The sequence below is a fragment of the Mesorhizobium sp. M7D.F.Ca.US.004.01.2.1 genome, assembly GCF_003997785.1.
GTDB lineage: Bacteria > Pseudomonadota > Alphaproteobacteria > Rhizobiales > Rhizobiaceae > Mesorhizobium > Mesorhizobium loti.
The window spans coordinates 1-12,340 of sequence record NZ_RZRQ01000180.1 but is presented as its reverse complement, the minus strand read 5'-3'; the positions used below and the strand labels follow the sequence as shown (position 1 = coordinate 12,340).

Sequence of the window (12,340 nt, the reverse complement as noted above, 5' to 3'; positions counted from 1 at the left end):
CCGCCCCGCCAATCCCAGAAAGCTGCCCGACGGCGCAGGATAATCCTGTTGCGGTTGCCTGGCGATCGAAGCGATCCTCTGTTCCGCTGCGGCGATCGCACCGGCGCCGTCGAGCACCCGGAACACCGCGTCGTAAGAACGGCCTCCGCCATGCTCCAGCCAGATCATCTCGCCGCGCTCACGCGCCGCGAGATTGCCGAGCACATGGTGCGTCGAGGGTTCGATGCCCAACGCATACTGCCCCGCCTGGAAATTCTGCCATTGATAGGCGCAAGGCAGCTGGTCCTTGCGCGTCACCACCTCGAAGCCAAGGCCAAGACGGTCGTTGACCACCGCCACAGGCACCTCGCCCGCACCGTCGGCCGCCATTTCGTGCTGCCAGACCTGCTCGCTGAAACCCAGTCGTGGCGCCGGCACCGTGCGGTAGCCGACCTTTTGTGCCTGGTAGCGCTCGCCATCGTGGCCGGCCCAGACCACATCCCGGATCGGCGCCAGATAGCGCGAACCCTCTTCGAGCAAGGGATGGCTGACATTGATGTGATAGAAATACATATGCGGCGTGCGGTTGAAGCCGTGATTGACGACGCGGTCCGACAGCCGGATCTCGTTGCCGCCGACATCGGCTTCGATGCGCCGCAGCAGATGCAGATTCTCGCCGAACACGGTCGATTGCTGCACGATGCCTTCGGCCCACAGCACGCAACGGTCGCCGTCCCAGGCCTCGCCATAACCGGTCAGCCGTGCCGGAATGGTGCTGACGCGGCCATGTAGCGAATGGATCACGGTCTTCCTGCCCGGATAGTTGTAGCTCTCGGCGGGCACCTCTTCCCGGCCCAATATGTGGTCGAGGCCGCAAGTGACAAGCAGTCCGGAAAACGAGCGCGCCCAGGCGAGCCCTCCTTCCCCCTCATAATCATGCAGGCCGGGATGGCGAAAGCCGCTCGGCGAATGCCAACCGATCGCCTGGCCCTTGAAGTCGCAATCGGCAATGTCGAGCGCCCGGTCGACCAGCGCGGTGAAGCGCAGGCCCGAGCCGGTGCGGAACTCCAGCATGCGGATGCCGCGTTCCACCCCGTCGCCAAGCGTCATCAGCCGTACGCCGGCGAATTGTGACAGCATGCCCGAACGTTCCGATACCTGCCGGCGCGAAAGCGTCTTGCCGTAAAGCTCTACCATGTGACGGCCAACTTCTTCACTTCGCTCTCGTCTCTTTCAGCAGGGCCGACATGTCGGCGCCGGTGATGATGCTTTCCACGGTCAGAAGATCGGTATCGGCAACCGTCTGTTCGGCAACGATCTCCCCACGGCGCATGACGATGATGCGGTCGGCGACCTGGAACACGTGATGGATGTTGTGGGTGATCAAAAGCACGGAATGACCGGCGTCACGCACCTCCTTGACAAAGCGCAGCACGCCATGGGTTTCCTCGACGCCGAGATTGTTGGTCGGCTCGTCGAGGATGATGACCTTGGCGGCGAACTGCATGGCGCGCGAAATCGCGATCGACTGGCGCTCGCCGCCCGACAGCGTCGAGACCAGCGCATCAGCGTCGAGTTTCTTCGAGATGCCGACGCGCTTCAGCAGCGCCGATGCTGCACCGCGCAGTTTGGCAAGATCGAGCGGCGCGAACACTCCCAGCCATTTCAGCTTGACTGGCTCGCGGCCGAGAAACAGATTGCGCGCGATGCTGAGATCCGGCGCCAGCGACGTGTCCTGGTGGATGGTCTCGATGCCGAGGTCCATCGCATCGCGCGTCGAGCGGATCGAGACCTTTTCGCCGCGCACATAGATGTCGCCACGGTCGACGGGAAACACGCCCGAGATCGCCTTGATCAGCGTCGATTTGCCGGCGCCGTTGTCGCCGAGCAAGGCCACCACCTCGCCCTCGTTGAGGGCAAAGGACGCGTTCTTCAGCGCGCGCACGCTGCCGAAGGATTTTTGCAGGTTTTGCAGCCGAAGCACTTCCATCGTCAGCCCCTTGCGGCGTTCTTCTGCAGCAGAGCGTGCAGGATGAGCATGGCGAGGATGATGACGCCGACGAAGATGTTGTAGGCCAGGCCCGGCACGCCGATCAGCACGATGCCGTTGCGGATGGCGCGCAGCATCAGCGCACCGACGATGGTGCCGAGGATCGTGCCACGCCCGCCGGTCAGCGCCGTGCCGCCGACCACCACCATGGCGATCACTTCGAGTTCGTAGCCGGTACCGGCCACCGGTGAAGCGGCCGAGATGCGGAAGGCGCTGATCATGCCGGCAAGGCCCGCCAGAACCGAGGTCAGGATGAACAGCCACACCTTGACGGCGTCCGCCGGCACGCCACGCGCCACCGCCGCGTTGCGGTTGGAACCGATGGCGCTGATCCAGTTGCCGAGCTTGGCATAGCGCAGGACATAGATCGCCAGCAGCGACAGGCCGATAAACCACCACAGCGAGGTGTAGAGCCGGAACGAGCCTATGTTGAAGCTGCCGGCCAGTAGTGTGACGAAGAAGCCGGGCTGGTCCCAGGATTTCAGCGGAAAGCCCTGTGTGATGTAGAGTGCTGCCCCGCGCACCACGAGCAGCATCGACAGTGTGACCAGGAAGGACGAAATGCCGATCTTGGTGACGATCAGCCCGTTGATGGCGCCGATCGCCACGCACAGCAGAAGCCCGGCCAGCAGCGCCACGCCGATGCTTGCCTCGCCGTTCTGCACCAGGAGCATGACGACGACCGGCGCCAGCCCGAACACGGCGCCAACCGACAGGTCGAACTCACCCGCTGTCAACAGCAACGTCATGCCGAGCGCGATGATGCCGAGCTCGGGCAGGAACGCCATCATGTTGGAGATGTTGAGTGGCGACAGGAAATTGGCGTCGGCGATAGCGAACACCGCAAGCAAAACAATGAGGATGACGAGCGAGGAGAATTGCGGCGAGCGCAGGAGGCTCGATCTGCGTTTCCCGACAGGCATTTCGTCTTCTGCGGCGATCGTCATGACTGCTTGAACCATGCTTTGAAGAGGTGCCCGCGGCCTGCGCCGCGGGCACCGGTTTCACTTCGTGTTGTAGAGCTTCAGGATCGGTTCGACGCTCGAGGCGTCGTAGAGGCTGAACGTGTGGATGTCGTAGCCGATCGGCTCACCCGAAGCGGCTAAACCGAGCAGCGCCACCGGCATGAAGCCTTGCGCGGACGGGAACTGCCAGGCGGCCGCGTTGACGAAGCCGGCTTTGACGGCCTCCGCGGTCTCCTTGGAATTGCCCCAGCCGACGACCGGGATCTTGCCCGCCGGCACGCCGGCGCCATCGAACACCCGCTTGACGCTGGCCGCCACGGAATCGCCGAGCGCGATGATCGCCGGCGGATTGTTGGCGACCATATAGTCGGTCATCTTGGCGATGATGCCGGCCGGATCGGTGCCGCAATCGACCACATCGTATTTGATCCCCAACGGATCGAAGACACTGGCGATGCCTTCGGTCTCGAGTTGCTGGTAGCTGGCGCCCGGCACTTCGACAGGCAGGAACACCTTGTCGCCCTGTTTCACCATCTTGTGGTCGACGAGATACTTGGCCCAGATGACACCGGCCTCCTTGAGATCTGCGCCAACATAGGCTTGCCGTCCGGTCGCCGGATCGTCTGTGTTGAAGAACACTATCGGAATGCCGGCTGCCTTGGCCGCCTTGACCTCCTCGGTCCACAGGCCTGGCTGCGCCGAGGTGGTGGCGATGCCGTCGGGCTTGGCGGCAAGCGCTGAGTTGAAGGCCTCCTTCTGCGCTGCCATGTCGCCGCCGCTGAAGGAGATCTTGCAGGTCACCTTGAGCTGGTCGCAGGCCTTTGTGGCGCCGGCATTCCAGTCGAGCCAGAATGCATCCGACGGACCGCCATGCGACAGCAGGTAGAAGGTCTTCTGGCCATCCTGCGCCAACGCCGGCGCGCTCAACGAAACGCCGGCGAGCAGCGTTGCGGCGGCCGCCAGTTTCAATGCGAATTTCAACATTTTCTTCTTCCCTTGCTTTTGGGCCGCGCCGCCGCAAATCGACGGCGCGCAGTGACCGTCACAGACCGTTGGCGCGGAACTTCCCATCGAGGAATTTCTTGGCACGCGGCACGTCGTCTTCCGAGAGATGCTCGATGATCACCGGGATATTTGGATGCTTTTCCGCCAGCCGCTGGAGATAGAGGTCATAGTTCAGCGAACCGAGGCCCGGTGCCGGCAGCTCGATTTCACCGACGCCGCGGAACGTATGGCTTTCCAGCGCGTCCTCGTCGCCAATATCGGCGTGTTTCTCGGACTTGTCGCCGCCCGAACGCTTGACGTCCTTGGCGTGCGCTATTCTGATCTTGTCGGTCAGCGTGTCGAACACCTGGTTCAGGATCTGGTCCATCCTGTCGATGTTGTGCGTCTCGAAATAATTGGTCGGATCCATCAACAGGCCGAGGCCGGGATGGTCGACCTGCGCGAACATCTTCACAGTCTCCTCGACCGAGCCGACGACGTTGTTGACATAGGTCTCGAGCAGGAAGACCGCGCCGTGGTCATAGGCCGTCTGGGCGAGGTCGGCGACCACCTTGCGGCATTCCTCGAACCCTTCCTCGGTCTTGTTCTTGGGGTGATGCACCCAGTCGGATTCGGTGTTGTAGGTGCCGGTCTCCGAGATCACGTAAGGCGAGCCGAAATGGCGGGCGTTGCGGATGATCTCCTTGAGGTAGCCGACACGCTTGTCGCGCTCGGCCTTGTCGGGATGAATGATGTTGGTGTAGCCCGACACGCAGCAGACCGGCAGATTGTGGTCGCGGAAGACATCGCGCACCTTCTTGGCCTTGTCCTTGGTGATCTGCCCGGCCGACAGGTCGACATCCTTGAAATGTAGGTCGAGCTGCACCGTGTTGAAACCGAGCCCGCGGATCTTCTTCGCCGTCTCTTCGAGGCCGTACGGGAAATAGCCCGTGAAAATACCTGCCTGCATCATGGTGTGAATTCCTCCCTGTAAGCGATTCAGTTGATTGAAGTTGTCGAGATTTCGGAAAGCTTGACCGTGCGGCCCTCGTCGATCGAGCGGTAGCCGGCCTCGACCAGCGCCATCGTCTTGACGTTGTCGGCGACCGACAGCGCCGGAGGCGTGCCGGTCTTCACCGCGTGCTGGAGCTGTTCCATCACGCCGATAAAGGCATGCGGGAACCACATCGTGTCCCAGCTTGGGCTGACCCACTCGCCGCCGGTCGTCTTGGCCGAGGCATAGGTCAGCGTCGAGGCAGCGCCCGTCGGCCAGCCGATGCTGCCCTTGGCGACGCCCTTGGTGCCGTCGACACGCCAGTTGATGTGCTGGTCGTCCTTGTAGCCGTCCTGGCGCGGACCGGACCAGACATCCTCCAGCGACACGGCGAGCACGCCGGACGGGAACCGCAGCGTCGACACCGTGATGCCGTCCGAGTGGTCGAATTTCGTGCGCGGGTCCTTGCGCGTCAGCGTGGTGATCTCGTCGGGATCGCCGAACAGGAAGCGCAGCACGTCGAGGTGATGCACGCTCATATTGGCGAGCGTCAGCCGGTCGTAATCCTCGAGGAAGCTCTGCCAGTGCGGGATGGCGTGCATGTCGATCTGCGCGAAGACGATGTCACCCAGCGCGCCGCTGTCCATGATCTGCTTCAAGACGCGCATCGACTGGTCGTAGCGCATGTTCTGGTTGACCGAGAGGATCTTGCCGGCCTTCGCCGCCTCGTCGCGCAGCTTGACCGCTTCCTCGACCGACAGCGCCAATGGCTTCTGCGCCAGGATTGCCTTGATGTGCTTCTGCTTCAGCGCATGGCGGATCAGCGCCGGTTGCTGGTCCGGCGGAAAGGCAAGGTCGATGATCTCGACATTCGTATCCTCGATCAGCTTTTCGGGCGTATCGTGGACGGTCGGGATGCCCCAGCGCGTCGCCACCTTCTCGGCACTGGCTCTGGTGCGCGAAGCATTCGCCACCACTGGGAAGCCAGCTTCCTTGTAGGCAGCGAGATGGCACTCGGCCATGATCATGCCGGCGCCGACGCAGCCGATCTTGTATTCTTTCGTGCGGACCTTCACGTCCGGCTCGAAGCCCTTGTTTGCCATCTGATCCTCCCGAAGCTCGTTTCTTGCGGCCGCCGTCATCGTGCCAGCGCTCCCCCGCTCTGTCCGAAATAATGCACGCGGGCCGGCTCGCAGGATATCGCCACCAAGGCGTCCGGCCGGATGTCGGGCTGGCCGCGCAGCAATGCCTTCAGCCGCGCCTGCCCGGCAGCGAGCGTCACCACGGTATAGCCGCCAAGCGGCTCGACCTCGAACACCCGCGCCGGGCGGGCTAGGCCCCCTGTTCCCTCGATGGGCCACGGTCTGACCTTGATGTCTTCCGGCCTGAGTCCGATCTCGACGGCATCAGTGGGAGCAGCCTTGTCGGCAATGCGGATCGTGCCTTCGGCAGCCTCGACACCGCCCTCGCCGCGCACCGATTTCAGGATGTTCATCATCGGCGAGCCGAGCAGCCGCGCCACATAGGTGCTGGCCGGGCGGTCATAGATTTCGGCCGGCGCGCCGATCTGCCTGATCCTGCCGTCCTCCAGGATGGCGATGCGGTCGGCGACCGACATCGCCTCTTCCTGGTCATGCGTGACATAGATCAGCGTCTTGCCGAGTTCGCGCTGGATGCGCTTCAGTTCGACGCGCGTTTCTTCGCGCAGCCTGGCGTCAAGCGCCGAGATCGGATCGTCCATCAGATAGGCGTTGGGATCGCGCACAAGCGCACGCGCAATCGCCACACGCTGCCGCTCGCCGCCCGAAAGCTGTCCCGGCGGCTTGTGCAGGATGTGGCCGATATGCAGCTTCGCCGCGACGTCGGCAACGCGCCTCTTGATCTCGACCTCGGCGACCCGCCGTTCGACCAGGGGGAAGCGCACATTGTCGAGCGCGCTCATATGCGGAAACAGCGCCAGATTCTGGAACACCATGGCGACATTGCGCTCCGCCGGCGACACCGTGTTGACCGGCCTGCCGCCGATCAGGATTTCTCCGGTATCCGGTGTCTCCAGCCCCAGCACAAGGCGCAGGATCGTCGACTTGCCCGACAGCGGCGGACCGAAGAAGCAGAAGAACTCATTGTCGTTGACCGTGAACGAGGCGTCATCGACGGCGAGTGTGCCGCCGTAGCGCTTGGTCACATTGCGGAAGACGATATCGGCCATCTCAACCTGCCTTCATCGCCAGGCCGGTAGCGGCGTCGAAGACCCGCACCGACGACGCAGCGGGAGCGACGATCGCGGTGTCGCCGATCGCCAGCCCGACATCATTGTCGAACACCGTTTTCACAGCGCCCTCACCCAGCCCGAGATGCACAATGGTGCGCGCGCCGATCCGCTCGACGAAGGTGACCTGCATGGCGAGGCCTTGCCCATTTTGCACCAGCGTCGCTTGCTCTGGCCGAAATCCGTAAAGCACCTCGCCGCGCGCGCCGCGCAAGGCGGCCGCGAGTGCGTCCGGCAGCGGCGGCGTGATACCCAAGGGCCCGAGATCGACGACCAGCCCACGATCGCTCTCCGCCGGCCTGCCCTTGAGCAGGTTCATGCCCGGCGCGCCGATGAAGCGGGCGACGAAGACATTGGCCGGGTCGTTGTAGACCTCGAGCGGCGTGCCGACCTGCTGCAGCACGCCATGGTCCATGACCGCGATGCGGTCGGCCATGGTCATCGCCTCGAGCTGGTCGTGGGTGACATAGACCATGGTCTGGCGAAACTGGCGCTGCAACTGCTTCAGTTCGGTGCGCATGACGGCCCGGAAGGCGGCGTCGACATTGGACAGCGGCTCGTCGAGCAGGAAGATCGCCGGCTCCATGATCGCCGAACGGCCGATCGCTACCCGCTGCAAGATGTTGACCGAGAGCCGGTCGGCCTTGCGGTCGAGCAGCGGTGTCAGCTGCAGCATCTCGGCGATGGCGCCGACGCGACGGTCGATCTCGGCTTTGGCAGCCCCTCGCATTTTGGGGCCGTAGGCGAGATTCTGGCGCACCGTCATATGGGTAAAGATGGCGTAGTTCTGGAACACGAAGCCGACACCGCGCCGCCCCATCGGTACCCCGGCCATGTCGCGCTCGCCAAACAGGATCTTGCCGCCGGTCGGTTCCTCCATGCCGGCGATCATGTTCATCGTCGTCGACTTGCCGCAGCCAGACGGCCCGAGCAGCGCCATGAACTCGCCATCGGCAATTGCCAGATCCATTGTCTTCAGCGCGGTGAAGTCACCGAACTTCTTGACCAGGTTCTGCAGGTGAATGGCACTCATGCCGGGACCTCGCGTGCCCGCGCCATGCGCTTCATGGCGAACACCGCGACGATCGACAGCACGATCAATATGGCCAGCGCGATCGCCGCCACATAGCCCCAGATCAGGTCCTGCGTGGTGAGCTTGTAGATGTAGACGGAGATGGTCTCGGTGGCGACGCCGGGACCGCCGCCGGTCATGATGTAGAGCGTGTCGAAGATCTTGAAGTTCTCGATCACCCTGATCGCCAGCGCGATGATGATGATCGTCTTCATCTTCGGCAGCACGATGGTGACGAAGCGCTGCCACGGATTGGCGCCGAGCAGCGTCGCCGCCTTGATCTGGTCCTCCGGCACGCCGACCAGGCCGGCAAGCAGAATGAGGAACATCAGCGGCGTCCACTGCCAGATGTCGGCGACCATCACCGCGATCAGCGCCAGCGTCGGGTCCGACAGCCATGCGATGGTGACGGGCGAACCGGTGAGCGCCGACAAGATGTCGTTCACCGGGCCGCCCGACTGGAACAGCATGAAGAACATGTAGCCGGCCACTGCCGGCACCACCATCATCGGCATCAGCAGGACCGAATAGAATATCCGCTTGCCCGGAAAATCGTCGGCAAACAGCGTCGCCAGCGCCAGGCCGAGCAGGAATTCAACCGGCACGCAGATGATCATGACGATGGCTGTGCGCTTCAGCGCGCTCCAGAAGCGCGGATCGGCGGCAAGATCGGTGTAATTGGCTAGGTTGTTCCACAGTGACCAGGCATTCCACCAGCCGAGGCCCGACAGCGGCGACCAGTCGGTGACGCTGATGTAGAGCTGCATCAACAGCGGGAAGGCCGAGATGAACAGCACCAGGATCTGCGCAGGCAATGTCAGCCGGAAACCCAGCCTTGCGCCTTCATCGCGCGAAACCGGCCTTGTTCCAGCGGTTTTCATCTCGTCCTCTGAAACCATGGCAGTCACCGCGCTCATTGCTTGAGCGCCCCGAATGTCAGCCCGCGCACCAGATGGCGCTGGATGGCGATGCCCATGATGACCGGCGGCACCGCCGCGATGAGGCCAAGCGCCGCCTTGGCGCCATAGAGCTGCCCGGTCATCGAGGACGACAGCGAAGCCATGTAGACCGGGATCGTCACCCATTCGCGCGTCGTCAGAAGCAGCGCGATCAGATAGTCCGACCAGTTGAGGATGAAGACGAAGAGTGCGGCACTGGCCAGCGGCGCGCGCATCATCGGCAGCGTGATGCGGGTGAAGACGCGCAGCCGCGAACAGCCCTCGACCAGTGCCGCCTCCTCGATCTCGCGCGGCATGTCGTCGAAGAAGGTCTTCATCAGCCAGAAGGCGAACGGCAAGGTGACGATGCCGTAGATCAGCGCCAATCCCCACCAGCTGTCGGTGAAGTTGAGGAAGGCCCACATGATCATCACCGGGATCATCACCGCCATCGGCGGAAACAGCCTGAGCTGGATCAGCGCCAGCGGCAGATTCTGTCCGGAGCCGAAACGCGACAGTCCGTAAGCCGCGGCAGTACCCGCTGACATCGCGATCACCGTGCCGAAAACCGCCGACAGCAGCGATGAGAGGATCGGCTTCAGCGCGGTGCGGTCAAGCGCAACGATCAGATTGTTGGTCGACTCGCCGAAGACGAAACGGAAATTGCTGAGCGTCGGGTTCTTCGGCCACCATGTCAGGTCGGCGCCGGTCGCCGACCATTCGGCGATCGGCTTGAAGGCCATCGACACCATCCACAGGATCGGCACCAGGGTCACCGCCATGGCCACGAAGATCGCGGCGTAGCGGAAGATCTCGAAAGGAATGGAACGCTTCATCTGGCGGCTTTGCTGGTGGCGTTGTGGGCGGAGGGGAGAAGCAGGCTCCTCCCCTCCTTCGATGTGATCCAGGGAGATGGATCAAACGATTGGATCGAGAACTGTCGGCCAGGCCTCCTTGTTGGTCTTGATGGCTTCGAGCAGCTTGTCCTCGCCGGTGCGCCGGGCGATCTTCTTCCACTCGGCCTCGGTGTCGGCCATCGCCTGCTCGGATGTCTTGGCCTTGGTCAGCGCCGCCATGAGGTTCTCGTCGAGCGCATTGTGGAAGGCTGTTGCGCCAGGATAGTTGATGGTCGGCACGGTGCGCGCCACCGTCTCGCGCACCACGTCCATGTGGTAGGCATGATAGGTCTGGCGCACCAGCGGATCGGAGAAATCCGACAGTCGGAACGGGTCGAGATAACCGCCGGGGTTGGCGCTCATCCAGGCGTAGATGCGGGCAGAGCCCAGCCATTGCAGCAGGAGATAGGCGACCTCCTGGTTTTTCGACTGCGCCGAGACCATGCCGGTCAGCGAGAACCACAGCACGGAACGGCTGATCAGCTTGCCGTCGATCTCGCGGCCGGGCGGCAGCATCGAGCCGATCTTGCCGGTGACAGCCGAGTCCTTGTTACCGGCATTGTCGAGGAATTTCGGCAGGTTGGAGAAGGCGCAGGTCATCGCCGCGCCGCCCTTGGCGAAATTGCCGTACTGTTCCGGCCAGCCCCAGGAGATCGCATCCGGCGAATGATGCGCGAGCGACGCGACATATTCGTTGGTGGCAGCGATGCCTTGCTCGGAATTGATCATCGGCTTGCCGTCATCGCCAAACAGGAACTGGTTGGGCGAGGCCATCGAAACATAGCGCTGATACCAGTTGGTATAGCCCCAGCCCTGGTTGCGCAAATCGGTCGACCCGAACAGACCCTTGTCGGGACGCTGGAAGAAGGCGGCGATGTCGCCATGCTGCTTCCAGGTCTTCGGCGGCGCCAGATCGTAGCCGTACTTGTCCTTGAAGGCTTTCTTCTCGGCTTCGTCGCCGAACAGATCGGTGCGGTAGACCCAGGTCTGGAAGTCGCCGTCCAGCGACACGCCATAGTTCGAGCCGCGATATTTGTTGAGCAGCGACACGCCCTTGGCGCCATTGACATAGCCGGTCACCGGATCATCCCACTCGGGCTTGTACTGCGCGACAAAGTCATCGAGCTTGGCGATGCCGCCGGTTTCGGCGAGGTCGCCGAGGCGGTTCCATTCGGTCGAATAGATGTCGTAGGCCCCACCCTTGGTGGAGATGTCCTGCATCGTCTTGGTGAATTCCTGGCCATTCGGCAGACCGACGATTTCGATCGGGATGCCGGTCTCCTTTTCCCACAGGTCCTTGATCGACGGCGCGCCGGCCGGAAACGGCTGTGTGAGCTGGCCGATCGAGCCATCGGACAGGCCGAGCACGATCTTGGCCGGCGCCTTGCCGGCACCCTTCAGCGCCTTGGCCGCCTCGATGGCGCGGCCTTCCGGCGTGTCGGCGCCATACTGGTAGCGCTCGGCCCCATCGAAGCCCGTCGGGCCGCCAATCATGCCTGGCGCCAGCGCGTCGGCCGCATAGGCGCGGCCGGGACGAATGAATTGCGGTGCGATACCTGTGGCGGCCACGAACACCGCCGCCTTTCCTCCGGACGTCAGCAATCGGCGTCGCGATATGCGGATCAGATCAGACATTGGAATTCCTCCCTCAGGGCCCACGTTTCCTCCACGAGCCCATGAGGGATATTGACGGCAGTATCGGAAGGCTGTCAACATCATAAATAATCAAAATACCTCACAACATCGCAATGAGGCGAGGAAATGCGTCATGCCTGGGTCCACATACCGCTCCACATGCCTCGATTTGATGGGAAATGTATCTTCCCATCCTGGAATAGCCGTGTCGGACGACTTGATTTAGCCCAACGGCTTGCGCTTCGGCCAAGGCCGGATACATCATTTCCCATCAGAATCGCCGAGGACAGGCAGCCATCGCCGTCAGACGGGCTGCCGGCATTGCGTGATCCTGATGCGTTGAGGAGATGAAAGACGGTGCGTTCCACCCTGACTGACATAGCCCGGGAAGCCGGCGTTTCCGCCGCCACCGTCGACCGCGTGCTCAACAACCGCCCCGGCGTGCGAGCGCGCACGCGCGAAATCGTGCTCGAAATGGCGCAGCGCCTCGGCTACATCGCCGAAAGCCCGAACGGCGTGCCGCCACGGTCCTTGCCCGGCGAGGTCATCCGGCTCGAC

12 protein-coding genes are annotated in these 12,340 nt (G+C 63.0%); 1 reads left to right on the top strand and 11 read right to left on the bottom strand.

Annotated features, from left to right (window positions below):
- The 11 genes from EN993_RS22190 to EN993_RS22140 all read right to left on the bottom strand — a co-directional run.
- The coding region (locus EN993_RS22190; protein WP_127264827.1) for an aldose 1-epimerase family protein at positions 1 to 1,176 on the bottom strand (1,176 nt) is incomplete at its 3' end.
- 16 nt (positions 1,177 to 1,192) lie between these two features.
- On the bottom strand, positions 1,193 to 1,975 hold the full coding sequence (locus EN993_RS22185) for an ATP-binding cassette domain-containing protein (RefSeq protein ID WP_164757754.1): 783 nt from the start codon (positions 1,973 to 1,975) through the stop codon (positions 1,193 to 1,195).
- Positions 1,972 to 2,952: an ABC transporter permease gene (locus tag EN993_RS22180; protein ID WP_245468931.1), complete on the bottom strand. Its 981-nt coding sequence runs from the start codon at positions 2,950 to 2,952 to the stop codon at positions 1,972 to 1,974. Before EN993_RS22180 ends, EN993_RS22185 begins: the two co-directional genes overlap by 4 nt.
- Before the next feature lie 81 nt (positions 2,953 to 3,033).
- Positions 3,034 to 3,978 (bottom strand): substrate-binding domain-containing protein, encoded by a 945-nt coding sequence (locus EN993_RS22175; protein WP_127264825.1) that lies wholly within the window; start codon positions 3,976 to 3,978, stop codon positions 3,034 to 3,036.
- Positions 3,979 to 4,036: 58 nt separating this feature from the next.
- On the bottom strand, positions 4,037 to 4,951 hold the full coding sequence (locus tag EN993_RS22170; protein WP_127264824.1) for a sugar phosphate isomerase/epimerase: 915 nt from the start codon (positions 4,949 to 4,951) through the stop codon (positions 4,037 to 4,039).
- Positions 4,952 to 4,977: 26 nt separating this feature from the next.
- The gene (locus tag EN993_RS22165) at positions 4,978 to 6,075 is read right to left on the bottom strand and encodes a Gfo/Idh/MocA family oxidoreductase (RefSeq protein ID WP_127264823.1); all 1,098 of its coding nucleotides are present in this window, start codon (positions 6,073 to 6,075) and stop codon (positions 4,978 to 4,980) included.
- Positions 6,076 to 6,110: 35 nt separating this feature from the next.
- Positions 6,111 to 7,181, bottom strand: coding sequence for an ABC transporter ATP-binding protein (locus EN993_RS22160; RefSeq protein WP_127264822.1), 1,071 nt, complete (start codon positions 7,179 to 7,181; stop codon positions 6,111 to 6,113).
- A gap of 1 nt (position 7,182) precedes the next feature.
- Positions 7,183 to 8,274, bottom strand: a complete 1,092-nt coding sequence (locus EN993_RS22155) for an ABC transporter ATP-binding protein (protein WP_127264821.1) — start codon at positions 8,272 to 8,274, stop codon at positions 7,183 to 7,185.
- Complete coding sequence (locus tag EN993_RS22150) at positions 8,271 to 9,230, bottom strand: sugar ABC transporter permease (protein WP_127264820.1); 960 nt, start codon at positions 9,228 to 9,230, stop codon at positions 8,271 to 8,273. Before EN993_RS22150 ends, EN993_RS22155 begins: the two co-directional genes overlap by 4 nt.
- On the bottom strand, positions 9,227 to 10,087 hold the full coding sequence (locus EN993_RS22145; RefSeq protein ID WP_109660970.1) for a carbohydrate ABC transporter permease: 861 nt from the start codon (positions 10,085 to 10,087) through the stop codon (positions 9,227 to 9,229). The genes EN993_RS22150 and EN993_RS22145 overlap by 4 nt, the downstream gene beginning before the upstream one ends.
- Before the next feature lie 81 nt (positions 10,088 to 10,168).
- On the bottom strand, positions 10,169 to 11,782 hold the full coding sequence (locus tag EN993_RS22140; RefSeq protein ID WP_109660968.1) for an extracellular solute-binding protein: 1,614 nt from the start codon (positions 11,780 to 11,782) through the stop codon (positions 10,169 to 10,171).
- 357 nt (positions 11,783 to 12,139) lie between these two features.
- On the opposite strand from EN993_RS22140, the gene EN993_RS22135 reads away from it, so the two are divergent.
- Positions 12,140 to 12,340 (top strand): LacI family DNA-binding transcriptional regulator (locus tag EN993_RS22135; RefSeq protein ID WP_127264819.1); only part of this gene is annotated, 201 nt, incomplete at its 3' end.